Source organism: Arenibaculum sp., from assembly GCF_035998295.1.
Taxonomy (GTDB): domain Bacteria; phylum Pseudomonadota; class Alphaproteobacteria; order Azospirillales; family Azospirillaceae; genus DASYHS01.
This window is the reverse complement of record NZ_DASYHS010000049.1, coordinates 1-26,324: the sequence shown is the minus strand read 5'-3', so window position 1 is coordinate 26,324 and position 26,324 is coordinate 1. Positions and strand designations below refer to the sequence as shown.

The 26,324-nt window shown below is 71.8% G+C and carries 25 protein-coding genes and 1 pseudogene; 12 read left to right on the top strand and 14 right to left on the bottom strand.

Going from position 1 to position 26,324, the window contains the following annotated elements:
* Positions 1-421 (bottom strand): SDR family NAD(P)-dependent oxidoreductase (locus tag VGO20_RS05415; RefSeq protein WP_327501279.1); only part of this gene is annotated, 421 nt, incomplete at its 3' end.
* Positions 422-581: 160 nt separating this feature from the next.
* On the opposite strand from VGO20_RS05415, the gene VGO20_RS05410 reads away from it, so the two are divergent.
* From VGO20_RS05410 to VGO20_RS05400, 3 genes are all read left to right on the top strand, one after another.
* Complete coding sequence (locus VGO20_RS05410; protein WP_327501278.1) at positions 582-1,451, top strand: YicC/YloC family endoribonuclease; 870 nt, start codon at positions 582-584, stop codon at positions 1,449-1,451.
* Positions 1,452-1,462: 11 nt separating this feature from the next.
* A complete protein-coding gene (gene gmk, locus VGO20_RS05405) occupies positions 1,463-2,152 on the top strand; it encodes a guanylate kinase (RefSeq protein WP_327501280.1) in 690 nt (229 codons plus the stop codon).
* Between the two features lie 69 nt (positions 2,153-2,221).
* Positions 2,222-2,689, top strand: coding sequence for a hypothetical protein (locus tag VGO20_RS05400; protein WP_327501277.1), 468 nt, complete (start codon positions 2,222-2,224; stop codon positions 2,687-2,689).
* Positions 2,690-2,691: 2 nt separating this feature from the next.
* Here the strand turns inward: VGO20_RS05400 and VGO20_RS05395 are convergent, their stop codons facing one another.
* Positions 2,692-3,453, bottom strand: a complete 762-nt coding sequence (locus VGO20_RS05395) for a transposase (RefSeq protein ID WP_327501276.1) — start codon at positions 3,451-3,453, stop codon at positions 2,692-2,694.
* A gap of 528 nt (positions 3,454-3,981) precedes the next feature.
* On the opposite strand from VGO20_RS05395, the gene VGO20_RS05390 reads away from it, so the two are divergent.
* Complete coding sequence (locus tag VGO20_RS05390) at positions 3,982-4,629, top strand: glutathione S-transferase family protein (RefSeq protein WP_327501275.1); 648 nt, start codon at positions 3,982-3,984, stop codon at positions 4,627-4,629.
* 25 nt (positions 4,630-4,654) lie between these two features.
* On the opposite strand, the gene rsmA is transcribed toward VGO20_RS05390, so the two are convergent.
* The 4 genes from rsmA to lptF all read right to left on the bottom strand — a co-directional run bounded on the left by rsmA (position 4,655) and on the right by lptF (position 9,347).
* On the bottom strand, positions 4,655-5,533 hold the full coding sequence (gene rsmA, locus VGO20_RS05385) for a 16S rRNA (adenine(1518)-N(6)/adenine(1519)-N(6))-dimethyltransferase RsmA (RefSeq protein ID WP_327501274.1): 879 nt from the start codon (positions 5,531-5,533) through the stop codon (positions 4,655-4,657).
* A 64-nt stretch (positions 5,534-5,597) separates the two neighbouring features.
* The gene (locus VGO20_RS05380; protein ID WP_327501273.1) at positions 5,598-7,067 is read right to left on the bottom strand and encodes a peptidylprolyl isomerase; all 1,470 of its coding nucleotides are present in this window, start codon (positions 7,065-7,067) and stop codon (positions 5,598-5,600) included.
* A 52-nt stretch (positions 7,068-7,119) separates the two neighbouring features.
* Positions 7,120-8,214 (bottom strand): LPS export ABC transporter permease LptG, encoded by a 1,095-nt coding sequence (gene lptG / locus VGO20_RS05375; RefSeq protein WP_327501272.1) that lies wholly within the window; start codon positions 8,212-8,214, stop codon positions 7,120-7,122.
* Complete coding sequence (lptF, locus tag VGO20_RS05370) at positions 8,211-9,347, bottom strand: LPS export ABC transporter permease LptF (RefSeq protein WP_327501271.1); 1,137 nt, start codon at positions 9,345-9,347, stop codon at positions 8,211-8,213. The genes lptG and lptF overlap by 4 nt, the downstream gene beginning before the upstream one ends.
* Positions 9,348-9,592: 245 nt before the next feature.
* Here lptF and VGO20_RS05365 point away from each other — a divergent pair, with 245 nt between their 5' ends.
* Positions 9,593-11,089, top strand: coding sequence for a leucyl aminopeptidase (locus VGO20_RS05365; RefSeq protein WP_327501270.1), 1,497 nt, complete (start codon positions 9,593-9,595; stop codon positions 11,087-11,089).
* On the top strand, positions 11,086-11,535 hold the full coding sequence (locus VGO20_RS05360; protein WP_327501269.1) for a DNA polymerase III subunit chi: 450 nt from the start codon (positions 11,086-11,088) through the stop codon (positions 11,533-11,535). The genes VGO20_RS05365 and VGO20_RS05360 overlap by 4 nt, the downstream gene beginning before the upstream one ends.
* Positions 11,536-11,596: 61 nt before the next feature.
* Here VGO20_RS05360 and VGO20_RS05355 read toward each other — a convergent pair whose 3' ends face one another.
* The gene (locus VGO20_RS05355; protein WP_327501268.1) at positions 11,597-12,796 is read right to left on the bottom strand and encodes a multidrug effflux MFS transporter; all 1,200 of its coding nucleotides are present in this window, start codon (positions 12,794-12,796) and stop codon (positions 11,597-11,599) included.
* A 214-nt stretch (positions 12,797-13,010) separates the two neighbouring features.
* Here VGO20_RS05355 and VGO20_RS05350 point away from each other — a divergent pair, with 214 nt between their 5' ends.
* Positions 13,011-14,516, top strand: a complete 1,506-nt coding sequence (locus VGO20_RS05350) for an alkaline phosphatase D family protein (protein WP_327501267.1) — start codon at positions 13,011-13,013, stop codon at positions 14,514-14,516.
* Between the two features lie 12 nt (positions 14,517-14,528).
* On the opposite strand, the gene VGO20_RS05345 is transcribed toward VGO20_RS05350, so the two are convergent.
* The gene (locus tag VGO20_RS05345; protein ID WP_327501266.1) at positions 14,529-15,935 is read right to left on the bottom strand and encodes a tetratricopeptide repeat protein; all 1,407 of its coding nucleotides are present in this window, start codon (positions 15,933-15,935) and stop codon (positions 14,529-14,531) included.
* A 269-nt stretch (positions 15,936-16,204) separates the two neighbouring features.
* Between VGO20_RS05345 and VGO20_RS05340 the strand changes: the two genes are divergently transcribed.
* The 3 genes from VGO20_RS05340 (at position 16,205) to ald (ending at position 19,294) form a co-directional block, all read left to right on the top strand.
* Entirely contained in the window at positions 16,205-16,867 is a 663-nt protein-coding gene (locus VGO20_RS05340) for a transglycosylase SLT domain-containing protein (protein WP_327501265.1), read from the top strand.
* A gap of 141 nt (positions 16,868-17,008) precedes the next feature.
* Complete coding sequence (locus tag VGO20_RS05335; protein ID WP_327501264.1) at positions 17,009-17,866, top strand: 23S rRNA (adenine(2030)-N(6))-methyltransferase RlmJ; 858 nt, start codon at positions 17,009-17,011, stop codon at positions 17,864-17,866.
* A 309-nt stretch (positions 17,867-18,175) separates the two neighbouring features.
* Positions 18,176-19,294 carry an alanine dehydrogenase gene (ald, locus tag VGO20_RS05330; RefSeq protein ID WP_327501263.1) on the top strand — a complete coding sequence of 373 codons (1,119 nt, stop codon included), beginning with the start codon at positions 18,176-18,178 and terminating at the stop codon, positions 19,292-19,294.
* A gap of 54 nt (positions 19,295-19,348) precedes the next feature.
* On the opposite strand, the gene VGO20_RS05325 is transcribed toward ald, so the two are convergent.
* From VGO20_RS05325 to xdhA, 4 genes are all read right to left on the bottom strand, one after another.
* Entirely contained in the window at positions 19,349-19,714 is a 366-nt protein-coding gene (locus tag VGO20_RS05325; RefSeq protein ID WP_327501262.1) for a YgaP-like transmembrane domain, read from the bottom strand.
* 70 nt (positions 19,715-19,784) lie between these two features.
* On the bottom strand, positions 19,785-20,612 hold the full coding sequence (gene xdhC / locus VGO20_RS05320; protein WP_327501261.1) for a xanthine dehydrogenase accessory protein XdhC: 828 nt from the start codon (positions 20,610-20,612) through the stop codon (positions 19,785-19,787).
* 10 nt (positions 20,613-20,622) lie between these two features.
* Positions 20,623-22,989 (bottom strand): xanthine dehydrogenase molybdopterin binding subunit, encoded by a 2,367-nt coding sequence (gene xdhB, locus VGO20_RS05315; protein ID WP_327501260.1) that lies wholly within the window; start codon positions 22,987-22,989, stop codon positions 20,623-20,625.
* Positions 22,982-24,460: a xanthine dehydrogenase small subunit gene (gene xdhA / locus VGO20_RS05310; RefSeq protein WP_327501259.1), complete on the bottom strand. Its 1,479-nt coding sequence runs from the start codon at positions 24,458-24,460 to the stop codon at positions 22,982-22,984. The genes xdhB and xdhA overlap by 8 nt, the downstream gene beginning before the upstream one ends.
* Before the next feature lie 142 nt (positions 24,461-24,602).
* On the opposite strand from xdhA, the gene uraD reads away from it, so the two are divergent.
* Entirely contained in the window at positions 24,603-25,112 is a 510-nt protein-coding gene (uraD, locus tag VGO20_RS05305) for a 2-oxo-4-hydroxy-4-carboxy-5-ureidoimidazoline decarboxylase (RefSeq protein ID WP_327501258.1), read from the top strand.
* Between the two features lie 25 nt (positions 25,113-25,137).
* Positions 25,138-25,494, top strand: a complete 357-nt coding sequence (uraH, locus tag VGO20_RS05300; protein ID WP_327501257.1) for a hydroxyisourate hydrolase — start codon at positions 25,138-25,140, stop codon at positions 25,492-25,494.
* A gap of 25 nt (positions 25,495-25,519) precedes the next feature.
* Here uraH and VGO20_RS05295 read toward each other — a convergent pair whose 3' ends face one another.
* On the bottom strand, positions 25,520-25,762 hold the full coding sequence (locus tag VGO20_RS05295) for a hypothetical protein (RefSeq protein ID WP_327501256.1): 243 nt from the start codon (positions 25,760-25,762) through the stop codon (positions 25,520-25,522).
* 165 nt (positions 25,763-25,927) lie between these two features.
* Positions 25,928-26,324, bottom strand: a pseudogene (locus VGO20_RS05290) (protein phosphatase CheZ); the annotation flags it as partial.

The following is a 26,324-nucleotide window of genomic DNA, read 5'->3' as shown; positions in this document are numbered from 1 at the left end:
CGAGCGAGCTCATCAGCGCGATCTGGCCGCGCCGGCGCGCGCGCATCGCCGGCAGCAGCGGGTGGACGGTGTTGAGCACGCCGTCCAGGTTGGTCGCGAAGATCCGGCGCGCCTGCTCCGGGCTCTCCCCCTCGCCGCCCGTGCCGGCCGAGATGCCGGCGTTCGCGATCGCGAGGTCGATCGGCGCGCGCGCGTCCATCCGCGGCAGCCAGTCCGCCAGGAAATCCCGGTCGGTGACGTCCGCGGCCGTGGACCGGACGTCGGCGCCGGCCGCCGTGCAGTCCCGCGCGACCGCGTCCAGGCGTTCGGGGTTCCTGCCGGTCAGCAAGAGGACGATCCCCGGCGCCGCATAGTGCCGGGCCAGCGCCGCGCCCAGCCCGCTCGACGCGCCGGTGATCAGGATGGTCTTCGGATTTCGCATCGGCTCCCCTCTCCGCCTCTCCGGCGACTGCCCCTTCTGAGACTCCCGGGCGGGCACGGCCGCTTGTTGGGAACGCCCCTCTGGGTCTATAAGGGCCCACCTGCATGCGAGAGAGGCTCAGTTGAGGGCAAAATCCGATACCGCCGGCTCGGTGTCCAGCATGACCGGCTTCGCGCGGTCGGACGGCGCCGCCGGCGCCCATTCCTGGACCTTCGAGATCAAGAGCGTCAACGGCCGCAACCTCGACGTCCGCTCCCGCCTGCCGTCGGGGTTCGACCAGATCGACCAGCAGATCCGGACGGCCGTGGCGGCCCGCCTCAAGCGCGGCAGCGTCTCCGTGAACCTCTCGGTGCTGCGCCAGAACGCCGCGACGCAGTACCGCATCAACCGCGACCTGCTCGACCAGCTCGTGGCACTCTCGCGCGAGGTCGCGGCCGCCGGCGTCGCACCGGCGCGCGTCGACGGCCTGCTCGCCGTGCGCGGCGTCATCGAGACCGTGGAGGAGCCGGAGACCGACGAGCAGCGCTCGGAAGTCGAGGCCGCGATGCTGACCACGCTCGACCAGGCGCTCGACCGGCTCGCCGACGCCCGGCTCGCCGAAGGGGCGCGGCTGATCACCGTCCTGTCCAACCACCTCGCCGAGATCGAACGCCTGGTCCGCGCCGCCGCCGGGACCGCCGCGGCCCAGCCGGCGGCGCTGCGCGAGCGCCTGCGCGGCCAGCTCGCCGCCCTCCTGGACGCGGTCCCGGCCCTGCCGGAGGACCGGCTGGCCCAGGAGGCCGCGCTGATCGTCTCCAAGGGCGACGTGCGCGAGGAGCTGGACCGGCTGGTCGCCCATGTCGCCGCCGCCCGCGACCTGCTGGCCCGCGGCGGCGCCATCGGCCGCCAGCTCGACTTCCTGTGCCAGGAGTTCAACCGGGAGGCCAACACGCTGTGCTCGAAATCCGCCGACGTCGAGCTGACCCGGATCGGGCTTGCGCTGAAGGCCTCGATCGAGCAGCTGCGCGAGCAGGTGCAGAACATCGAATGACGGACGTCCTGATGCTGACGCGCCCCCAGATCAAGTTCCAGCGCCCGACGATCGGCAGCGGCAGGCGGCGCGGCATGATGATCGTGCTGTCCTCGCCCTCCGGGGCGGGCAAGACGACGATCTCGCGCAAGCTGCTGCTGCTGGACCGCGACATCGTGCTCTCGATCTCGGTCACCACGCGCCCGCGCCGGAAGAACGAATCGGACGGGATCGACTACGTGTTCATCGACCGCAAGGAGTTCGAGCACCTGCGCGACGAGGGCGGGCTGCTGGAACATGCCCAGGTCTTCGACAATTTCTACGGCACGCCCGCCGCCCCCGTGCAGGAGCGGCTCGCCGAGGGGCGCGACGTCCTGTTCGACGTCGACTGGCAGGGGCACCGCCAGCTCGTCGCCAACGCGCGCGAGGACCTGATCTCGATCTTCATCCTGCCCCCGTCCTATGGCGAGCTGTACCGGCGCCTGCGCGCCCGCGCCATGGACAGCGACGAGGTGATCTCCCGCCGCATGCAGAAGGCGCCGGAGGAGATCTCGCACTGGAACGAGTATGACTACGTCCTCATCAACGAGGACATGGACGAGACGCTCGCCACCGTGCAGGGCATCATCGAGGTGGAGCGCCTGAAGCGCCACCGCCAGATCGGGCTCCCGGAATTCGTCGAGCACCTCCAGCGCACCCGCGACGACGTGCCGGGCGGCTGATCGGTCGCCCCTTGACTTAGTTCCTATTTTGTTCCAAATTGTCCTTCCCCGATCGGAAGGAGCAGGCCCGTGACGCTCGACCCCCGCCAGGAACTGTTCTGCCGCCTGGTCGCCAACGGCGCCACTCCCGCCACCGCGGCCCGCATGATCGGCTACGCCGACCCGGCCGCGGGCGAGACGCTGCTGGCCGAGCCCGGCATGGGCGAGCGCGTGGCCACATTGTCCGCCGCCCGCGAGGCCGGCCACGCCGCCATGTTCGAACGCCTGGAGGCGTGGCTGTCCCACCTGGTCGAGCATTCGATCGCCAACGGCCAGACCGGCCATGCGCTGCGCGCGATCGACCGTCTGATGCAGCTGCACGGCATGAACGGCAAGGGCAACGGCCGCCTGCCCGCGATCGAGCCCGTCAAGCCCACCCCCGCCCCGATCCTCGACGACCTCGACCTGGCCACCCTCCTGCCGTCGGCCGTCGACCCCGAACCCCAATTGAACCGTCGCGAGCGCCGCGCCTTAAAGTCGATGGCCCGCCGCAAGTAGAATTACCCCTCTCCCGTGCAACGGGAGAGGGAGGGGCCCGCACCGCAGCCGCTGTCGTGGTCGAAGGGGGCGAGGCCGACCAGGGCGGCGATCTGGCGGCGGTTGAGGGTGCCGAGTTCGGGCAGCAGGGCGACCAGGGTGGCGGCGGTGACGTCCTTGACGCCCTTGAGGGTCTTGAGCAGCCGGAGCTTGGCCGTGAAGTCCGGGCTGCCGGTGAGGGCGTCGGCGATCATCGCCTCGACCTCGTCGATCTGGCGGGCGAGCAGGTCGAGGCGCGCCCGGTTCTGGGCCCGCAGCTCGGGCAGGTCGAGCAGGCCGCTCTGGTTGGAGATGGCGGTTCGCTCGTCGACCAGGCGGCGCCGGTGGCCGACCAGCGTCGCCAGGCGCTCGCGCGCCGGCTCGAGGACTTCGGGACGGGTCTCGGCCACCTCGGCGTAGCGCGCGATCATGCGGGCATCGAGGCGGTCGTTCTTGGCGTTGCGCCCGAGGCTGCGGGCATAGAGGCGCACGCGTAGCGGGTTGAGCTTGCGCACCGGCACGCCGGCCTCGAGCAGGGCGGCGCGCAGGCCGCGCTCGTAGCCGCCCGACGCCTCGAAGGCGACGATCAGGCCGCAGGACGGGCCGAGTTCGGCGAGCCGGCCGAGCAGGTCGCTCCAGCCGGCCGGGCTGTTGGCGACGCGCAGCGTCCGCTCCAACGCGGCGCACCAGACATCGAGCCAGTCCTTGGACACGTCGATGCCGACAAAGAGGAGAGGAAGTGCCATAATCCGCGGGTCCCTGCCTTGCTTGTTCGGGGGTGGTGCCCCGGGCAACTGTTCGGGTGGGGCGAATGGACGGCCGGTGACCTGGCTCCCAAACGGCTTCGCTGTCACACGAGTACCTGAGGGTGAACGGTCGGCCGGCCGCGCCGGGGGTGGGGCATGCCCCACCCCCGGCATCCTCAATCTACCACTGCGAAGACACACAAGGGTGAGGGCTGCGCGCTCTCGCCCCAAAAGCCGTTTCCCGCCGCCCGACCCTCACCTTCCCACCGCTGACGCGGCGGGCCCCTCCCTCTCCCATTGCATGGGAGAGGGAATTCTCAACTGTGAGTACGAGCCCTAAACACCCCTCCCACCACGCCTTCCGTCCCCACCCCCACACCACCCCCACAAACCCCCACAAACCCCCACGCCATCGCTCAAGGCCTCGGCCCCACCTCAAGCGATTGCCCCGAGGGGTCCGATCTACGCCGTCTCGACCACGGGCGGCGGCATGCTATTGTCGAACCGGACCGCTGAGGAGACTATCGGATGCCGGAACGAGTGACGGTTTGGACCTACGACTGGGTGCCGGATGGCCCGCGCGGATATGTGCGTGATCTCAGGCTCCGTTGGGCGCTCGAGGAGGCGGGCATCGAGTATGCCGTTGCATCCGTTCCGTTGAGCGATCGCGGGGCGGAGCATTTCGCAAGGCAGCCTTTCGGGCAGGTTCCCTTCCTCGACGACGGCGATTTCCGGCTCTTTGAAAGCGGCGCGTGCCTGCTGCATCTGGCGGAGAAGAGCGAGGCGCTGATGCCCCGCGACGCCGAAGGGAGAGCCGATACCCTGCAATGGCTCGTCGCCGGGCTGAACTCGGTCGAGATGGTCACCGTGCCCTGGTGGTTCATCAAGATTTCCGGAACGGCGGAGAATCCCCTCGCAGGCTGGATGAAGCAGCGCTTCGACCGGCTGGAGGCGGTCTTGACGCAGAGGGAGTGGCTGGCGGCGTCGCGCTTCACGATCGCCGACATCCTCATGTCCGACGTCCTTCGCATTCCAGGCGATCTGGGCGAGTTGGAGAGCTACGCCGCTCTCAAGGCTTACGTCGCGCGCGCTTGCAGCCGCCCGGCTTTCCAGAAGGCCCGCCGGGATCAGTTGGCTCATTTCGAAGCGGCGGACGCGGCCGGAAACCGGGCCTGATACCGAAAGGCGGGATCATCCAGCCCTACCGGCGCTTGGTCCCTCTCTGCGTCGCGTGCTCCCCCGGGTCCTCCCGGCTCCCTGCCCGCCACGCCCGGGCGAGCGCCGCGTAGCCTGCCACCGGGACCACCTCTGCGCGCGCCGTCGGGTCGAGCCCGGCCGCAGCCGCCAGCGCCTCGGCATCCCCCAGGGATTTCAGGCTCTGGCGCAGCATCTTGCGGCGCTGGCCGAACGCGGCCGCCGTCACCGCCTCCATCGCGCTCCACTCCGCCGGCTCCCGCTCCCTGCGGGGCAGGAGCTGGACGACCGTCGACATCACCTTCGGCGGCGGCGTGAACGCCTGGGCCGGCAGGTTGAACATCGGCTGGACCTCCGCCGCCCACTGGGCGATCACGGACAGCCGCCCGTAGTCCTTGCCGCCGGGAGCGGCGGCCAGCCGGTCGGCGACCTCCTTCTGGAACATCAGCGTCAGGCTGCGGAACGCCTCGATCCGCTTCAGCCAGCCGATCAGCAGCGGGGTCGCGACGTTGTAGGGAAGGTTGGCGACCACCGCGCGCGGTTCCGGTGCCAGCGCCACGGCATCGACTTCCAGGGCGTCCGCCCGTACCAGCTCCAGCCGCCCCTCCGCCGCCTCGACGAGGTCGTCCAGCGCCGCGATGAAGCGCAGGTCGCGTTCGACCGCGACCACCCGCGCCGCCCCGGTGTCGAGCAGCGCGCGCGTCAGCCCGCCCGGGCCCGGCCCGACCTCGACCACGGTCACTCCCGACAGGTCGCCGGCGGCCCTCGCGATCCGGCGGGTCAGGTTGAGGTCGAGCAGGAAGTTCTGGCCCAGCGCCTTGCGCGCACCCAGGTCGTGCCGGGCGATCACCTCGCGCAGCGGCGGCAGCGCGTCGATCCGGCTCATCCCGCCGACCCCGGCGGAGTGAGGGTGAGCGGCCGTGGGCTCACACGTGGGCTCACACCTGCGCTCACACGCGCACGTCCACGAAGGCGGCGTGCCGGAGGTCGCGCAGCAGGCGGCGCTGCAGCATGTCCAGGCGCTGGGCGCCGAGCGCCTCGCGGATCTGGTCGCGCTGCTCGGCCCCGGTCTCGGGGGCGTTGCGGGAGCACACCATCAAGATCAGCGCCCCCTGGTCGCTGAACAGCGGCGGGCTCGGCTCGCCGACCTGGAGGCCGAGCGCCACCTCGGCGATCTGCGGCGGCAGGTCGCCGGCCTTGACGGTGCCGAGATCGCCGGAGACGCCGTCCGCGGAGGCGGCCGCCCTGGCGTCCATCGCCTCGCAGCCGGCGAGTTCCGCCCGCAGCCCGGCCGCCCGGGCCTGCAGCGCGGCATCGTCCATGCCCGGCTCGCGCGGGACGAAGACCTGCTTCAGCGACAGCTCGACCGCCCGGGGATCGCCGGCCGTGACGGTCCGCTGGTCGCGGACCAGCAGGATGTGGTAGCCGCCGACGCTGCGGATCGGCCGGGACAGCTGTCCCGGGCGCATCGCGCGCAGCTGCTGGTCCACCTCCTCGGGAAGCTGGCCCGGCAGGACCCAGCCGATGTCCCCCCCGTTGGCGGCGCCCGCGGACTGCGAGAACTGGCGCGCCACCGCCGGGAAGTTCGCCCCGCCGGAGATCTGGTCGAAAAGGCGTTCGGCGAGCGCGCGGACCTCCGGCTCCTGGTCGGGCGAATCGACCGCGAGGAAGATCTCGCCGACGAGATACTCGGGCTTGCCGGCATTGGCCCGCAGGCGCTCCAGCACCAGGTCGATCTCCTCGTCGCCGATCTCGACCTGCTGGCGCAGGCGCCGCTGCACCAGCTTCGCCCAGGCGATGCCGGCGCGGACCTGCGCCTCCAGGCTCGAAAGCGGGACGCCCCGCTCGGCGAGCGTCCGCTTCAGGCTCTCCAGGTCCGTGCCGTTCTGCTGCGCGATCCGCCCGAGCGCCTCCTCGATCTCCCGCTCCGAGACGCTGATGCTGGCGCGCTCCGCCTCCTGCAGCTGCAGCCGCTCGTCGATCAGCGTGCGCAGGACCGCCCCGCCGAGCCGCTGGCGCGTCTCGGGCGTGTCCGGCAGGCCGGACGAGAACAGCGCGAGCTGGAGGCGTCCCTGGATGTCCGTCAGCGAGATGATGTCGTCGTTGACGACGGCGGCGATCCGCGTGACCAGCTGCCCGCCCTGGGAAAACGCCGGAGAGTCCGGTGCCGCGGGAGCGGCGGCCGGGGCCGGCGCCCTGGGCGCCGCCTGGGGAGCCGGCGCCCTTGGTACCGCCCGGGGAGCCGCCTGGGGAGCCGCCTGGGGAGCTGCCTGGGGAGCCGGTGCCTGGGGGCCCTGCGCGGGGGCCGGCTGGCGCGGCGAGAACTGGCCGAGCGCCGGCGCTGCCGCGAGGACCGTGGCGGCGACCAGCACGGCGGTGCAGGCGCGCAGCGTGCGATGGAGGAAATGTGCGTGCATCATCGGATACTTTCGGCGCTTGCAGGTTCGGTTCTTCGGCACGGGACCACGGTCGTCATCCGTCCTCCAGATGCAGGAGGGCCGCGATCCCGATCAGCAGGCTGGCGGCCGCGGGAGCCCAGGCGGCCATCGGCACCGGGATCGTCTCCGAGACCCCGAAGGCGAGGACGACGTCGGACAGCAGGAAGAGCACGAAGCCGGTCACGACCCCGCCCGCCACCATCAGGAGGGTGCCCCCCCGGCGGGTCTGACGCAACGAGAACGCGGCGGCGAACAGCACCATGGCGCAGAAAAGCACCGGCTGCGCCAGGAGCGACTGGTAGTGGAGGCGGTGGCGCACCGCGGAGATCCCCGTCGCCTCGAGCGTCGCGATGAAGCCGGGCAGTTCCCAGAACGACATCGTCTCGGGCGGGGCGAGGCTCTCCGCGATCCTCGCGAAGGTCAGGTCGGTCGGCACCCGGTGCTCCGCCAGCAGTTCCGGCAGATGGTCGGGGCGGTTGTACCAGCCGTCGCGCACCACCCAGTAGCCGTCCTCCAGGGTCGCGGAAGGGGCATCCACCCGCGAGACGAACTCCTCGTCCCCCTCCAGCTCGAAGATCACCACGTCCCTCAGTTCCTGCGAGCCCGGCGTCACCGAGCCGGCATGGACCAGGAACTGGCCTTCATCGGTCACCTCCCTGAGCCACAGGCCCGACCGGGCGACCGCGAGCTCGTTCGCCCGGCCGCGCAGGTAGCGGTCCTCCATCCTCTCGAACTGGGCGACCAGCACCGAGCCGACCGGGTTCACCACGGTGATCTGGAACGCCCCGATCAGGGGGGCGAGGACCAGCACCGGCGCCAGGAACTGCCAGGCGGAGACCCCGACCGCACGCGCCACGACCAGCTCCTGGCTGCGCGTCAGGCGCCAGAAGGTGAACATCGCGCTGAAGAGGACGATGAACGGGAACGCCTCCTGCGCCATCGCGGGCAGCTTGAACAGCCCCATGCGCACGACGACCCAGAACGTCGCATCCGGTTTTCCGGCCGCGCGGCGCAGCAGCTCGACCGTGTCGAGCAGGAAGACGATCGCGAGGATCGCGAGCATCATGCCCGCGAACCACAAAAGGAATTGCCGGCCGATATAGGCCGACAGCGTCGGCGACATCCTCATGGCGCGGCTCCGGCGGGACGGCCGGCCTGACGGCGCAGCGGCGTGCGCAGCGCGCCGCCGCGCAGGAGCATCCAGCCCCCCGCGAGCGTCGGCAGAACGGCGAGCACGTACAGCAGCGGCACCATGCCCGGCCGGTTGGCCGCGACGTTCGCCGCTCCCAGCCCGGCGCTCTGGAGCAGGACGACCGCCAGCACCGCGCCGAGCACCTTGCGCGACTGGCCGCGGCGGTTGAACTCCCCGGTCAGCATCGCCGCGAGCGCGATCACCGCGAAGCCGATCCCGGCCAGCGGCGCCGTCAGCCGCTGGTGCAGCTCGGACGACAGGCGCGACGCATCCATACCGAGCGCTGCCGGATCGTCCCGCGCGTCCAGGAGTTCGCCGACGCTCCGCTCGCGGGGGTCGGGGACGCGCGACGCGAACTCCGGCTCGAAGACCTGCAGGTCGACCGCGTACCTGTCGAACAGGAGCCGGGACATCCGCCCCGTCGCGAGGTCGACCTCCTGGCGATGCCCGTTGTAGACGACGACCCTCGTCCCGGCGTCCCCCTCGACCGTCGCCCCGCGCTCGGCCATGACGGTCGCGGGCTTTCCCGGGACGCGCGTGTCGTGGATCAGCAGGCCTTCCAGCTCGCCGTCGGGGCGGCGCCGGCGGATGTAGATGGTCAGCCCGTCGCCGACGTCGTTGAACACGCCTTCGCGCAGGAAGACCGTCGAGTAGCTGCTGCGCGCCAGCCGCTCCATCCGCACCAGTTCCCGGTTGGCCCAGGGTGCGACCTCCAGCGTCAGCGCATAGCAGGCGAGCGTGACCGCGATGCCGAGCAGCAGCGCCGGGCGGCCCAGCGCCACCGGGCCGACGCCGGCGGCCCTCATCACCAGCAGCTCGCTGTCCATGGTCAGCCGGTTGTAGGTGAACAGGATCGCCGCGAGCAGCGTGATCGGCAGGACGACGGCCAGGAAGGTCGGCAGGGTGACGAGCATCAGCTTCAGGAACAGGCCGACCGGCGCGCCGCCGTCGACGACGACCTCGAGCAGGCGCAACGCCTGGGTCAGCCAGATGATCAGCGTCAATCCGGCCGTGACGAACAGCATCGCGACCATCAGGTGGCGCAGCAGGTAGAGCGACAGACGATTCATGAGCGCGTTGACCTGGCCGGAGCGGGCCCCCTGTGCCGGAGCCGCGGCCGAGGGGTCCTCCCGGCCGAGCTGGTACCGGCGGCATGCAGCCGCCCGCCGACCATCTTACCCAACCGTGGCGCAAAGGAGGCGGACGGCATTGGCTTGACAGCGTCGTGACGCCGTTCTTTATCCATTCTTGGCGTCGGAGACAACCCATCCGCCGCCATGTGCCGCCTCGCGGGCATCACGCAGAAGGAAACGACATGAAGCTCAGTTTCTCCGATCCGTCCCTTCCGAAGTCCGGCTCGATCGCGATCCTCGCGACGCAGGAGCGCCGCCTCGGTCCCGTGGGCTCCGACCTCGACCAGCGGACCGGAGGGATGCTCGCCCGGGCCATGGCCGCCGCCCGCTTCGCCGGCAAGCCGGGCGAGGTCCTGAGCGTCTTCCCGCCCGCGGAGCTGGACCTGGAGCGGATCCTGATCGTCGGGATCGGCCCCGCGGACAAGATCGACGACCGGGCGCTGCAGGAGGCCGGCGGCACGGCCTACGCCAGCCTCGCGCGCAGCACCGAAGCCGCGATCCTGGTCGACCTGCCCGAGATCCCCGCCCTCAAGCCGGAGGCCGCCGCGGCCGAGATCGCCTTCGGGGCCCGGCTGCGTTCCTACCGCTTCGACAAGTACCGGACGAAGGAGAAGAAGGAGGACAGGCCGAGCCTGAAGAAGCTGACGCTGCACACGGCCGGCCACCAGGCGGCGAAGAAGCTGATGGCGCGCCTCGACGCGGTCGCCGAAGGAGTGTTCCTGACGCGCGACCTCGTCAGCGAGCCGGCCAACATCCTCTACCCGGAGACCCTGGCCGACCGGTGCCGGGAACTGGCCGAGCTGGGCGTCGAGGTCGACGTCCTGGACGAGAAGCGGATGAAGAAGCTGGGCATGGGGGCGCTGCTCGGCGTCGCCCAGGGCAGCGCCCGCCCGCCGCGCCTGGTGACCATGACCTGGAAGGGCGCTCCCGACGCCGCCGACGCCCGGCCCGTCGCCTTCGTCGGCAAGGGCGTCACCTTCGACACCGGCGGCATCTCCATCAAGCCCGCCCAAGGCATGGAAGAGATGAAATGGGACATGGCCGGCGCCGGTGCCGTCGTCGGCCTGATGCGCACACTGGCCGGACGCAAGGCGAAGGCGAACGTCGTGGGCGTGGTCGGGCTGGTCGAGAACATGCCCTCGGCCACGGCGCAGCGTCCGGGCGACATCGTGACCAGCATGTCCGGCCAGACGATCGAGGTGCTGAACACCGACGCCGAAGGCCGTCTGGTGCTGGCCGACGCCCTCACCTACACCCATCGCACGTTCCAGCCCCGCATGGTGATCGACGTGGCCACCCTGACCGGCGCGATCATCATCGCGCTGGGCACTGAGTACGGGGGGCTGTTCTCGAACGACGACGAGCTCGCCGGCCGCCTGCTCGAAGCCGGGCGCCTCACCGGCGAGAAGCTGTGGCGCATGCCGATCGCCGACACGCTCGACAAGGCCATCAACTCCGATGCCGCGGACGTGAAGAACATCAGCGGCGACCGCAACGCCGGCAGCTCGGTCGGCGCGGCGTTCGTGAAGCGCTTCGTCGAGGACGGGACCGCATGGGCCCACCTGGACATCGCCGGCGTCGTCTGGTCCAAGAAGGACGCGCCCATCACCCCGAAGGGCGGCACCGGCTACGGCGTGCGGCTGCTCGACCGGTTCGTGGCCGATACCTGCGAGGCATGAGCGAGGTCCGCTTCTATCACCTCCTGCGCAGGTCGCTCGAGGACGTGCTGCCGCAGATGCTCGAGATGACGCTCGAGCGGGGCTGGCGGGCCGTGGTGATGGCCGGCTCGCCGGAGCGGGTGGAGGTGCTGAACCAGCACCTCTGGAGCTACAGGAAGGAAAGCTTCCTGCCGCACGGCACCGCGTCCGAGGGCGACGCCGACCTGCAGCCGGTGTGGCTCACCGACCGGGACGAGAACCCGAACCGGGCGAACGTGCTGTTCCTGACGGACGGCGCCCGGACGGGCCTCGCCGGGGAATACGAGCGGATCTGCGACCTGTTCGACGGCAACGACCCTGCGGCCGTCGCCGACGCCCGCCAGCGCTGGAAGGACTGGAAGGACGGCGGCCACGAGCTGAGCTACTGGCAGCAGACCGAACGGGGCGGCTGGGAGCAAAAGGCTTGAGCGGCCGGGCGTGACCGGCGGGCCGGCGTCAGCCGGCCGGGGGGTGACCGGCGGGCCGGCCTCAGCCGGCCCGCGGCACCGCCGTCTCCTCTTCGCGGGTCCGCATCAGCCTGCCGCCCTCGGTCCACAGCACGCACGCCAGCGTCAGCACGCCGAGTGCGGCGAAGCCGACCGTCAGCGGGCGGACGCTGTCGTCGAAGGCCTGCCCGACCAGCCAGCCGAAGAACGCCCCGGCGGCGGTCGTGTAGAAGCCCATGAAGGAGGACGCCATGCCGGCCACCCGGCCCATCGGCTCCATCGCCAGCGCGTTGAAGTTGGGCGCGACCAGGCCGAAGCAGTAGAACGAGACGGCGAGGAACGCCACGAACGCCGCCAGGGGCGGATGCCCCGGGAACCCGGCGACGGCGGTCAGCACCGAGGCCGCGACGAAGCCGAGCAGGGCCAGATGCGACACGCGCCGCATGCCCAGGCGCCCGACCAGCCGCGAATTGGTGAACGCCGCGAGCGCCACGACCGAGGAGACGGCGCCGAACATCAGCGGGAACAGCTCGCCCAGGCCGTAGACGTCGACGAAGATCTGCTGCGCGCTGCCGATGTAGCTCATCAGCGTGCCGAACATGAACCCGAGCGCCACCGTGTAGCCCAGCGTCTTGCGCGTGCCGACGACCTGCGCCAGCGCGGCACGGAGCTGCGCTCCCGACAGCGGCTCCCTGTCTTCCGGCGGCCGCGTCTCCGGCAGCCGCAGCGCCGCCCAGCCCAGCGCCAGGAGCGAGACGAGGAGCAGGGCCGCGAAGATCCACGGCCAGGAGCCGAGCCGGACGATGCCCTCGCCCAGCGTCGGCGCCAGCACCGGCACGATGATGAACACCATCATCACGAAGGACATCACCCGCGACATGTCCCGGCCGGCGAAGCGGTCGCGGATCACGGCGATGGCGACCACCCGCGGCGCGGCGGCGCCGAATCCCTGGAGGGCGCGTGCGGCCAGCATCCAGGCGAAGCTGGGCGCGACGATCGCCGCGGCGGCGCCGACGGCGAAGATCAGCAGCCCCACCGTCAGGACCGGCTTGCGGCCGAAGCGGTCGGACAGGGGGCCGTGGAACGGCTGCCCGGCCGCGAAGCCGATCAGGTAGGCCGTCACGACGAGCTGGCGGTCGTTCGGTTCGGTGACCCCGTGGGCGCCGACGATCTCCGGCAGCGCCGGCAGCATGATGTCGATCGCGAGCGCGGTAAGCGCCATCATCAGGGCGATGAGGGCCACGAACTCGCCAAATCCGAGAGGGGTGCTCGGCTCGGATGTTTTCAATTTCTCGGGCATGGCCGCAATCTGGCACTCCACCGGCGATTCTGGCAAGCCTCGGGTATGGCATGGGAGACCAGCGACGCCACCACCACTTTCCTTCCTTCCGTGGGCCTCCCTTCCTTCCGGAGGGTTGTCCGCCCATCTCGGGACGGGACCCTGAGCAGAACGGCCGATGGCATATCCGATCACGAGACGACGCGACATCGCTCCCCTGCTGGGACCCGTCCTCCATTTCCGCGGAACCGGGGGCGGGGACTGGCACGCGTCCGCCCTCTACGTCCTGGAGCGCGGGGACGAGCCGCCGCCGGCCCTGACGGTGGACGGGGGCCCGCCGGCGGCCAGGCCGCGTCATCTCGCCCGCCACCGCGACCGGGATTTCTGGATCTACGACTTCTCCGTGCCGCAGGATGCGGGCGAGACCCGGGTCGGCTACGGCCTCGCGGGCGGCGAGCGGCACTACGTCGCCGTGCCGGGGCTCTCCGAACCGCCGCGCTTCGCCTTCGCGTCGTGCAACGGCGCCGAGGACGAGGGGGCGTTCGCCCAGCCGGGTTTCCGCAACGCCCGCTGGGCGCATCTGTTCGGCCGCCATCGCACCCGGCCCTACCACCTCCTCCTTCACGGCGGCGACCAGCTCTACGCCGACGCCGTCTGGACCGACTGCCCGTCCCTCGTCGCCTGGCGGTCCCTGCCCGCGCGCGACCGCCTCACGGCGCCCTTCACCCCGTCCATGGCGGAGCAGGTGGAGGACTTCTACGTCGGCCTGTACCTGCGGCTCTGGCGCCAGCCGGAGATCGCCGCCCTCCTCGCCTCCGTGCCCTCGGTGATGATGTGGGACGACCACGACATCTTCGACGGATGGGGCTCCCATCCCGAGGACCGGCTCGACAGCCCGGTGTTCCGGGGCGTGTACGGAGTGGCGCGGCAATGCTTCAGCCTGTTCCAGGTCGCCATGGACCCGGCCGTGCCCGCGGAGAGCTGCTGGGGGGCCGGGATCGGCACCTTCACCCAGGGCTTCCGGATGGGCGGGGTCGGCCTGCTGGCCCTCGACCTGCGCAGCGAGCGGCGGCCCGACCGGATCCTGTCGGAACGGAGCTGGAGCGAGTTGCCGCGCTGGCTCGACCGGCTGTCGGGCGTGCGCCACCTGCTCCTGATGTCGGGCGTCCCGCTGGCCTTCGTGAACCTGAACGCGGTGGAGCGCCTGGCCAATGCCCTGCCGGGCCAGATGCGGCTCGAGGACGACCTGCGGGACCAGTGGCGCAGCTACGCGCACGAGGGCGAATGGCTGCGCCTGCTGCGTCTGCTCGGCGACCACGCGGTGCGCCGGCGCGTCCGGGTCACCGTCCTCTCGGGCGAGGTTCATCTCGGCTATTCGGCTGTGATCCGGGGGCCCGGGCACCAGATCTGGCAGCTCACCTCCTCCGGCATCGCCCATCCAGCGCCGTCGCGGGTCTATGTCGAGATCCTGGAGCGGCTGGCCCGGGGAGTGGAGACGATCCGCGACGGCCTGACGATCGAGATGGTGCCGCTCCCCGGCAGCGGGCGGCATTTCATCAGGATGCGCAACTGGCTCGAGATCCTGTTCCGGGACGACGGCGCGCTGGCCGCGCAATGGCATGTGGAGGGCGAGACGGACCGTCTCGTCCGCATCGTCCCGCCGCCACCCCGCCCGGAAGGCTGACGAGAGGGCCGATCAGGCCGCCCGGCGCAGCACCAGTGCCAGCCCGGGCACCGGCGCCCCCCGCTCGGTCCTGACCGATACCGGCTCGACCAGCAGCGGTTCCAGCCCGGCGGCGGCGGCCCGCTGCCGGACGTGGTCCTCGCCATGGGCGTACCGGCGCGAGGGGCCGAGGCGGCATCCGTCACCGTCCCAGGTCTCCACCGTGGCCGCGAACAGCCCGCCGGGCGCCAGGCCGCCGGCGACGGCGGCGAGGACGGAACCCAGATCGCCGAGATAGACCAGGACGTCGGCGGCGACCACGAGGTCCCAGGCGCCGGGTTCGGCCGCCAGCGCGTCGTGGAACTCCGCGACGTCCACCCGGTCGTAGACGCCGCGCGCCGCCGCCTTGGCGACCATGCGCGGCGACAGGTCGGCGCCGTGCAGCCTCGACGCCAGGTCCCTGAACGCCGGCCCGGCGAGCCCCGTGCCGCATCCGACGTCCAGCACCGCGCCGGGAAACCCGCGGCGCCCGGCCTCCGGGGGCAGCCCGCGCACCGCCCGGTCGACCATCTCGCGCAGCACCTCGGGTGCGCGGTACTGCAGCCGGCCGGTGAGATGTTCCTCGAACCGGTCGGCATACCCGTCGAACAGCGCCCGGACATAGCTCCTCGAGAGCGCGCCGGCGGGCACGGCCGCAAGGCCCGCCAGCACCGGCCCCGCGCCGGCCCGGTCCTCGGGATCGGCCGCGAGCGCGCGGTGGAGCAGGCGTTCGGCCTTGGCCGGCTCGTCGAGCGCGATCCAGCAGCGCGCGGCCGCCACCAGGGCTTCCGGCCGGTCGGGATCGCGGCGCAGCGCCGGCTGGACCGCCTCGATCGCGGCGACCGGCTCGCCCGCCGCGAGCAGCGCCTCGCCCAGCCGGACGGCGGTGTCGACGTCGAAGGGGTCCAGGAACAGGGCCTCGCGCAGATGGCCGGCGGCCTCGCCGGCCGAGCCGAGCTGCAGCAGGAGGCGCGCCGTCTCGCGGTGGGCCGCCGCCGAATCCGGCCGCCGGGCCAGCAGCTCGCGGCACGCGGCCACCGCCTCTTCCGGCCGCCCGGCCAGCGCCAGCGTCCGGGCCTGCCCGCGCAGCCAGTCGGTCCGGCCGGCGTCCAGCGCGGCGGCCCGGCCGAACTGCTCCGCCGCGGCCGCCGCGTGCCCGTCGTCCTCGAACAGCTCGGCCAGCGCGCCATGGGCCTCGGCGTGGCCGGGATCGGCCGCCAGCGCGTCGCGCAGCCGGCGCTCCGCCGCGGCGGTCAGCCCGGCGTCGCGGAGCGCGCGGGCTTCGGCGAGGGCGGCCTCGCCCGGGGACATCTGGACATTGGTGGAGGTGGGGGTGGGGGTGCCGTCGGCGACAGCCGATTCGGCATCCGAGGGCATGAAGCCGTACGGCGTGTCGATCACGTTGGGCGTCCGGGTGAAGCTGCGGCAGCTATATGCGACGGTTACCGCCGAAGAGCAATGGCCTCCCCTTCCGATTTGGCAACACCTCCGCAACGCCGTTGACGGTAAGGACAAATTCTGGGACATCTTCGGGAGATGCTGCATTCCCGCGCATCGTGATCGTTCTTCTAGGAGGCGGCCGCCGTACACGTATCGGCGACCGGTGTTCAAATCCGTGCAGTCCGGCACGGTGCCCGCGCGCAAGCGGGCGTACGCAGGAGGGATGGAAGATGGTGGAGACTGCGCGTACGGCGCATCTTCGAGTTCGCGCGGCGATCGCCTCGGCGGCTTTGATGGTCGCGATCCTCTTCCAGGCCTCCCCCTCGCAAGCCGCCCAGTGCACCGACTACGCGATCGAGGCCGAGCGCGAGCACGACCTCCCCCCGGGACTGCTGCTGTCCATCGCGCTGGTCGAGAGCGGCATGGGCGGCGTCCCCCAGCCCTACGCGCTCAACGTCGGCGGCCGCCCCGTGATGGCCGCGAGCCGCGAGGAAGCGCGGGCGCATCTGCGCGACCCGGCCGGACGGCTCCGCAAGAACGTGATGGTCGGCTGCATGCAGATCTCGCTCACGTACCACAAGGAACATTTCAAGCCGGTCGACCGCATCCTCGATCCCAGGGCCAACGTCTTCTACGCCGCGCGCTACCTGAAGCGGCTCAGGATCGAGACGGGAAGCTGGACGAAGGCGGTGGCCCGCTACCAGGGCGGCTCCCAGCGGCAGCGCCTCGCCTATGTCTGCAAGGTGCACGGCAATCTCTCCGCTCTCGCCGCCGAGGGGGCCTCCATCCTGGACGCGGCCCACTGCCCGGACGGCACCGCGCCCGGCATCGCGCCGGAGACGCGCCAGAAATTCCGCAATCGGCAGATTGCGTCGGCCGACCACATGTATTGACGGCCGCACAGAGGTCCGACCCCCCGGGCGACGGGCTGCCTGGCGATCTGGTCGCTCGGCGGCCCGTTTTTTTTCTGAAGGGGCGGACCCAATCTGGGGTACGGATCACACGTTCCGACCCATTCACCTCAGCCAGCGGGCATGAACTACAGACACGCCTTTCACGCCGGCAACTTCGCCGACGTCATGAAGCATGCGGTCCTCGCGCTGATTCTCCGGCACCTCGGGGCCAAGCCGGCGCCCTACTGCGTGCTGGACACGCATGCGGGCACCGGCCGCTACGACCTCGCCTCGGGCCCGTCGACCCGGACCGGCGAGGCGGAGCGCGGGATCGTGCGCCTGATGCGCGAGCGCGCGGCGCTGCCGCCGGACCTCTCGCCCTATCTGGAGGCGGTGGAGGCCCTGAACGCCGGCGGCGGGCTGCGCCACTATCCGGGATCGCCGCGCCTCGCGCGCGCGCTGATGCGGCCCCAGGACCGGCTGGTCCTGGCCGAGCTGCATCCCGAGGACGCCGCGGCACTGAAGCGGGAGTTCGCCCACGACCGGCAGGCGGCGGTGCATCACATGGACGGCTACCTGGCCCTGAAGGCCCATCTGCCTCCGGCCGAGCGGCGCGGCCTCGTCCTCGTCGACCCGCCTTTCGAGACGCCGGACGAGTTCGACCAGCTCGTCGCCGGGCTGGCCCTCGCCCATCGGCGCTGGCCGGCCGGCATCAAGGCCCTGTGGTATCCGATCAAGGACCGGCCGGCCGTATGGCGCTTCCACGACGCCCTGGAAGCCTCCGGCGTTCCGCGCATCCTCCTGGCCGAGCTGACGATCCATCGCGAGGACACGCATCAGCGGCTGAACGGCTCGGGCATGGTGCTGGTGAACCCGCCCTGGCGCCTCGACGGGACGCTGGCGACGGTGCTCCCTGCCCTGCACGCCGCGCTTGGCGCCGAGGAGGGCGGCGCCCGGGTCGAGTGGCTCGTTCCCGAGCAGGCCGCCCCAACGCCTTGAGTGACCCGATTCTCCTCGAATTCGATGATTCCGGTCGCCGGGGCATCGGTGGCGGATGGGCGGCCGGATACCGCTCCGCCGCCTCGCGCCGTCCGATGGTGGCGTGATGTCGTCGTGGCGAACGGATATTCCGGAGGACCCGGCCTGCTTTTGCCGTTCCAGTCCCGGAACTGTCACAGCCGGAATTGTTGCAGCGCAACGTAGCCGCAACAGTGTGGCAGGACTGTGCCTGTCGGCGGTTTCTGCTATGGTCCCGACGAACCGTCCGACGGCGACCGTCGGCAGCAGGAATCATTCCAAGGAGTCATCATGCTCGTCGGCGTCCCCAAGGAGATCAAGAACCACGAGTACCGCGTCGGCCTGACCCCGAGTTCGGTGCGCGAGCTGATCCATCACGGCCACCAGGTCCTGGTGCAGGCGGGGGCCGGGCACTCGATCGGCCTCGACGACGGGGACTACGCCGCCGCGGGCGCGGAGATCGTGCCCGATGCCGCCGACGTCTTCGCGCGGGCCGAGATGGTGGTGAAGGTGAAGGAGCCGCAGCCCGCCGAATGCCGGATGCTGCGCAAGGGCCAGATCCTGTTCACCTATCTCCACCTGGCGCCGGACGAGCAGCAGACCCGCCTCCTCCAGGAGAGCGGCTGCGTCGCCATCGCCTACGAGACCGTGACCGACGCGCGCGGCGGCCTGCCGCTGCTCGCCCCCATGAGCGAGGTCGCGGGCCGCATGTCGATCCAGGCCGGCGCCCACTGCCTGGAGAAGGCGCAGGGCGGCCGTGGCGTCCTGCTGGGCGGCGTGCCCGGCGTCGCGGCGGCCAAGGTGGTGATCCTGGGCGGCGGCGTGGTCGGCACGAACGCCGCCCGCATGGCCATGGGGCTCGAGGCCCATGTCACGGTGGTGGACAAGTCGCTCCAGCGCCTCAAGGAGCTGGACCTGCAGTTCGGCGCGATGCTGAACACGATCTACGCGACCGTCGATGCGATCGAGGAGCACGTCCTCAACGCCGATCTGGTGATCGGTGCGGTCCTGCTGCCCGGCGCCGCGGCGCCCAAGCTGGTGACCCGCGACATGGTCGCCCGCATGAAGCGGGGAGCGGTGGTCGTCGACGTCGCCATCGACCAGGGCGGCTGCTTCGAGACGTCGCGCCCCACGACCCATGCGGAGCCGACCTACGTCGTGGACGACGTCGTCCACTACTGCGTCGCCAATATGCCGGGCGGCGTCGCGCGCACCTCGACCTTCGCCCTCAACAACGCGACGCTGCCGTTCACGCTGGCGCTCGCCGATAAGGGCTACCGCCGCGCGCTCGCCGACGACGTCCATCTGCGCGAGGGGCTCAACGTCCACGAAGGCAAGGTCACCTACCAAGCGGTCGCCGAGGCCCACGGCCTCGACTACGCCCGCACGGAGGACGTGCTCGGCCTCTGAATCCTGGCGGCGGCTCCGGCGACGGAGCCGCCCTTCCCCGACGGTGCCGTGGTCTCAGATCGTGGTCGGGTTGTAGCTCGGCGGATCGCTCGCCGGGAACGACTCGTCGGAGGCCTCGTCGACCTTGTTCCAGGGCCGGTCGCGCCGCTCCGCCTCGCGGTCCCGCGCCACCGTCCGGCCCTCGAAGCCGTCGCGCTCGCGGAACTGGTCGGTCTCGATCCCCGTACCGCCCCCTTGCTCGCGGGGCTGGTCCATCATCATCGCCTTGACGGCGCAGTGGCCCATGATCCCGCGCGCGAGCACGACGCCGCCCGCCAGCGCCATCAGCGTGCCGAGAGTGGACCCGCGGCGCATCCCGGCCGCGGCGAGCGCGCCGCCGCCGAGGATCGAAGCCCAACGTTCGACACCCTGGACGTTCATGTAGTCGTCTCGACCATCGTGATGCCGCACGGGAAAACCTCGTTCTTTGGGAAAAGTCCGGACGATCGGCTCAACACGAACCCTGGCGGGTTGGTTCCCGGCCGGGCGCGGGACCCGGGGCCGAGACTGGGGCAGCGGCCGGGGCCAGCGCCTGCAGGACCTGCGCCGCGACGGCGATCGCGATGGCGCGCGGATGCTTGTCGCGGATGCCCTCGACCCCGATCGGGCACACCAGGCCCTGCGCGTCCAGCCCCCGCGCCTCCAGCCGGCGCAGGAAGCGCGCCCTCTTGGTCGCGCTGCCGATCAGCCCGAGCCAGGAATGCCCGCCGCGCCTCAGCACCGTCTCGACCAGGCGGAAATCCAGATCGTGGCTGTGGGTCATCACCAGGAACGCGCTGCCGGCCGGCGCTTCGAGCGCCTCGGCCTCCGGCAGCTCGCTGACCACCCGGCGCACCCCGCCGGGCAGGTCGGCCGGGAACTGCTCGTCCCGGCCGTCGACCCAGACGATGCGGAGGTCCGGCAGGCCGGACAGCACGTCGACCACCTCGCGCCCGACATGCCCGGCGCCGAACAGGTAGAGCGTCGAAGACGGCGGCACGACCGGCTCGAACATCAGCGTCACGCGTCCTCCGCAGCATTGGCCGAGCGCCGGGCCGAGCGGCAGGTCCTCGAAGGCCGGGACGCGCGCGCCGTCCCGCAGCATGCGGCGCGCCTGCTGCACGGCGCGGTGCTCCAGCGTGCCGCCGCCGATCGTGCCGTGCTGGCGCGCGGCCGTGACCACCATCTTCGTCCCCGGTTCGCGCGGGGCGGAGCCCTCGCAGGCCGCGACCGTCACCAGGACCGCCGCCTCGCCGCCGTCGCGGCAGGCCAGCAGCGCGCTCAGCCAGTCGCCGGCCATGGCGGCACCCTCACCGGTCCATGGCGGGGCCGGCCGGCGCGCTCGCGGCCGGGATGCGGCGGCGCAGGTCCTCGCAGGCGAGCAGGACGCGCTCCGGCGTCGCCGGCGCGTCGAGATGCACGGGCAGGCGATGGCCGCCGACGGCGGCGACCGCGTCCTTGAGCGCGAGCCAGCCGCCGATCCCCAGCATCAGCGGCGGCTCGCCGACCGCCTTGGACCGGTGGACGACCCGTTCCCGGTTCGGCTGGTTGGCGACCAGCCGCACGCGCAGGTCGATCGGGACGTCCCGGCCGGTCGGGATCTTGTAGGTGCTGGGCGCATGGGTCCGCAGCCGTCCGCCGGCGTCCCACCACAGCTCCTCGATCGTGAGCCAGCCCAGGCCCTGGACGTAGCCGCCCTCGACCTGGCCGGTGTCGATCGCGGGATTGATGCTGGTGCCGCAGTCGTGGAGGATGTCCGCCCTCACGAAGCGGTACTCGCCCGTCAGCGTGTCCACCAGCACCTCGGTCGCCGCGGCGCCGTAGGCGTAATAGAGGAACGGCCGGCCGCGCGCCTCCTTAGGGTCCCACCAGATCTTGGGCGTCCTGTAGAAGCCCGCCGCGCTGAGATGGACGCGGTTCATGTAGCACAGGCGGCAGGCCTGGGCGAAGGTCAGCGCCTCGCCGGCCACCAGGACGCGGTTGTCCCGGAAGACGACCCGCTCCGGGGCCGTCCGGTAATGCTCGGCCAGGAACAGGATCATGCGGTTGCGGATCTGGCGCACCGCGTCGATCGCCGCGGCGCCGTTCAGGTCGGTGCCCGAGCTGGCGGCGGTCGGCGAGGTGTTCGGCACCTTGCCCGTCGTCGTCGCCGTGATCCGGATGCGCTCCAGGTCGATCTGGAACTCGGACGCGACGAGCTGCGCCACCTTGACGTAGACCCCCTGCCCCATCTCGGTCCCGCCGTGATTGAGCTGGACGCTGCCGTCGGCATAGACGTGGACCAGGGCGCCCGCCTGGTTCAGGTGCGTCGCGGTGAAGCTGATGCCGAACTTCACCGGCGTCAGCGCCAGCCCCTTCTTCAGGACGGCGTGGCCGGCATTGAAGGCGTCGATCTCGGCGCGGCGGAACCGGTAGCCGCTCGACGTCTCCAGTTCGTCCAGCAGTTCGGGCAGGATGTTGTCGGTGACCCGCTGATGGTAGTGGGTGACGTTGCGGTCGGACCGGCCGTAGAGGTTGACCCAGCGCACGTCGAGCGGGTCGCGGCCGATGCTGCGCGCGATCTCGTCGACGACGTACTCGATGGCGGCCATGCCCTGCGGCCCGCCGAAGCCTCGGAACGCGGTGTTGCTGACGGTATTGGTCTTGCAGCGATGCCCGGTGACGACGGCGTTGCCGAGGAAATAGGCGTTGTCGGCGTGGAACATGGCCCGGTCGACGACCGCGTTGGACAGGTCGGCCGACATGCCGCAGCGCGCGGCCAGGTCCAGCACGATCCCGAGGATGCGGCCGCGCTCGTCGAAGCCGACCTCGTAGCGCACGAGGAAGTCGTGACGCTTGCCGGTCATCGTCATGTCGTCGTCGCGGTCCATCCGGTACTTGACCGGCCGGCCGGTCGCATCGGCCAGGAGGGACGCGATGCAGGCGATCAGGGCCGGCTGGGTCTCCTTGCCGCCGAAGCCGCCGCCCATGCGCCGCACCTCGACCGTGACCTGGGCGTCCGGCTTGCCGAGCACCTTGGCGACCAGGTGCTGGACCTCCGACGGGTGCTGGGTCGAGCTGTAGACCAGCAGGTCGCCGTCCTCGCGCGGCTGGGCGTAGGCGACCTGGCCCTCGAGATAGAAATGGTCCTGCCCGCCGATCGAGAACGTGCCGGCGAGCCGGCGCGGCGCGGCGGCGATGCCGGCCGCGGCGTCGCCGATCCGCATCACTCCCGGCGGCGACAGGAAGCTGCCGGCGGCGAGCGCCTCCTCGGCGGTCAGTATCGCCGGCAGGTCCTCGTACTCGACCACGATCAGCGCGGCCGCGGCGCGCGCCTGCTCGATCGTCTCGGCGGCGACGGCGGCGACCGCCTGGCCGACGCATTCGACCAGCCCCGGCGCCAGCACCGGGTCGCCCGGGAACACCGGGCCGATGTCGACCTCGCCGGGAACGTCCGCCGCGGTCAGCACCGCGTGGACGCCCGGCGCCGCGCGCGCGGCCGAGGCGTCCATGCGCAGGATGCGGGCGTGCGGGCGGGGCGACGGCAGGACATGGGCGTGCAGCGTGCCCGGCAGCTCGGGCAGGTCGTCGGTGTACAGCGCCGATCCCGTGACGTGCTTGCGCGCGCTGTCATGGGCGAGCGCGGTGCCGGCGGCACCCTTGACCGGTGCCACGGGGAGGCTCGCTTCGTCACGCATGGGCCAGCGCCTCCAGGCTCTCGCCCCGGCCCGTCGTCTCGAGCAGGAAGCGCATCAAGAGATTGCGCGCGACCAGCATGCGGTAGCCGGCGCTGGCCCGCATGTCCGACAGCGGCTGGAAGTCCCGGTCGAGAGCCGCCATCGCGGCGCGCGCGGCGTCGGCCGTCCAGGGCTGCCCGACCAGGGCCCGTTCGGCATGGGGCGCGCGGGCGGGCACTGCCGCCATGCCGCCGAAGGCGAGCCGGGCCTCGGCGACGATGCCGCCGTCGAGGCGCAGCGCGAAGCCGGCCGCGACCGCGGAGATGTCCTGGTCGCGCCGCTTCGAGACCTTGTAGGTCGCGAAATGGGTCGGTTCGGCGAGCGGCACCCGGACGCGCTCCAGGATCTCCCCCGCCGCCAGCGCGGTCTTCCGGTAGCCGAGGAAGAAATCCTCCAGCGCCAACTCGCGCGCGGCCCCTCCCGCGTTCAGCACCACGCGCGCGCCCAGCGCGATCAGCGCCGGCATGCTGTCGCCGATCGGCGAGGCGTTGGCGACGTTGCCGCCGATCGTCCCGGAGTTGCGGATCTGGGTCGAGCCCAGCCGGCCGAGCAGCGCGCCGAAGCCGGGCCACCGGGCCGCGATCGCCGGGAACGCCTGGCGGTACGTGGCCGCCGCGCCGATCTCCAGCCAGCCGTCCCTTTCCGTGACCCCGCGCAGCTCGCCGACCTCGCCGAGCCAGATCAGCGTGTCGGCGCGCCGGTGCTGCTTGGTCACCCACAGCCCGACATCCGTCGCTCCGGCCACCAGCCAGGCGTCGGGCCAGGCATCGGGATGGGCGGCGGCGAGCCGCGCGAGCTCCGCCAGGCTGCGCGGGGCATGCCAGCTCCGGCCGTCCGGGGCGCGATAGGACAGCCCGCGGTCGCGCCCGATCGCCGCGAGGCATGCGGCGGCGTCGCCCGCATGCGCCGTGAAGCGGTCGGTGCCGCCGCCGGCGACCCGCCGGGCCGCATCCAGGATTGGGCGGTACCCCGTGCACCGGCAGAGGTTCCCCGCCAGCGCGTCCTGGATCGCCTCCTCGTCCGCCGGCCCGCTGGCAGCCCCGCCGGCAACACCGTCGTGGAACAGGGCGAACAGCGACATCGCGAAGCCGGGCGTGCAGAAGCCGCACTGGCTCGCATGCGCGTCGATCATCGCCTGCTGGACCGGGTGGAGCACGCCGCCGGGCCCCTCCAGGTCCTCCACCGTCAGCAGCTGCCGGCCGTCGAGCATCGGCAGGAACAGGATGCACGCGTTGACGGCGCGGTAGCGGACCGTGCCGTCCGACGGCTCGCCGAGCACGACCGTGCACGCACCGCAGTCGCCTTCCGCGCAGCCTTCCTTGGTGCCGATGCGCCCGTTCCGGCGCAGCCATTGGAGCACCGTCGTCGTCGGGTCCGGCGCGGCGACCGTCTCGATGCGGTCGCCGAGCAGGAATCGCACGGAGTCCGTCATGCTTCCTCCATCGCGGCCCGCACGGCCATCGCCTCCAGTATCGGACATGCGCCCGGAGGCCGCAACAGATTGCCGGCCGGCGCCCGTCCCTCTGGCGCCCGTCCCTCTGGCGCAAGGCGCGCGGGCGCGCTAACACTGGTCCATGATCGGGCTCGACGAGATCAACGCCATGGACCGGGACGCCTTCCGCAAGGCGCTCGGCGGCATATTCGAGCACTCGCCCTGGGTGGCGGACGCGGCGTGGCCGTCCCGCCCCTTCGCCAGCCTCGACGCACTGCACGGCGCCATGGTCGCCGCCGTCGGCGCGGCGGCGCCGGAGGACCGGCTGGCCCTGCTGCGCGCGCATCCGGAACTGGCCGGCGAGGCGATGCGCCGACGCCTGCTGACCACGGCCTCGACCGGGGAGCAGGCCGGCGCCGGGCTGGACGCGCTCGGCCGCGAGGATGCCGCCCGCTTCGACGCGCTGAACCGCGCGTATCGCGAACGGTTCGGGTTCCCGTTCATCGTCGCCGTGAGGGAGCACACCAAGGAAAGTATCCTGGCCGCCTTCGCGCTGCGCCTCGGCAACGACGCGGGGGCCGAGATGGAGACGGCGCTCGGCCAGGTCGCGCGCATCGCCCGCTTCCGCCTGGAAGCCCTGGTACGGCCCTGAGGGGCAGGAACGAGGAGGACGCCGCATGGGCCGGCTCACGACCCACGTACTCGACACCGCGCACGGCCGGCCGGCCGGCGGCCTCCGGATCGAGCTTCACGCCGTCGGCACCGACGGCGCGACGAGGCTGGTGAAGACCGTGACGACCAATGCCGACGGGCGCACGGACGAGCCGCTGCTGCAGGGCGGGGACCTCGCGGCCGGCGTGTTCGAGCTGCGCTTCCATGCCGGAGACCATTTCCGCAGGCTCGGCGTCGCCCTGCCCGTCCCGGCGTTCATCGACCTCGTGCCGATCCGCTTCGGCATCGCCGACCCGGACGGCCACTACCACGTGCCGCTGCTGGTCGGCCCGTGGTCCTACTCCACCTACCGGGGCAGCTGACGCGCCGCCGGGGCGGTCCTCCGGCCTAGTGGCGGACGCCGTCCCACACCCAGCGGGACACGACCGTCTCCGCGTCCGGCATCGCCGCGGCCGGGTGGTAGTAGCGGTACACCGTGACCGCCGCCTCGAAGGCGTAGCGTTCCGGTTGCCCGAAACGGCGAAGCTCGTTGTAGGCCCGCTGCACCACCGGCCGGCAACAGTCGCCCTCGGAAGCGCAGGCGCTGGAGGCGCCGGCCCGTCCCTGGGTCAGGATCCGTTTCGTCCGCAAGATTCCCCCGGTTCGTCTGCAAGGCCCGTCGTTCCGTTACCCGTGCCGGGAGCGGCACGGCATGGCGTTACCGGAACGCAGCAATAATATATATCAGAATATGGCCGAGCACACCTTGTCAGATGTTGCAGGAGCGGGGCGGCACCGGTGCGTTCGAGGTACGGCTCACCCGAACAGCGAATCGATGGCCGACTGGTCCAGGCCCGGCGGCCGCTCGTCCGGCCCCCCTTCCCGCTCCCCTTCCCGCTCCTTGCCCGGCCCCTCGTCGGGGCCGGTTCCGGCGCGGGCTTGCGCCGGGGCGCCCGCCATCAGGCGGTCGACCCCGCCCTGGTCGATCCCGTCCAGGCTCGGCCCATGCAGCAGATGCCCGTCCGGCCGCGTGTCCTGCGGCCCCGGAGGCGGGTTTCCGGCGTCAGCCTCAGACAGCCCCCACAGCGCGATCAGGGCGGCGACGCGCTGCTCGATGTAGCGGAGCGCGTTGATGACCTTGGTCGTGCGCTGCCCGGTCAGGTCCTGGAAGGAGCATGCGGTGAAGACGTTCATCACCTCGGCCTCGATGCCG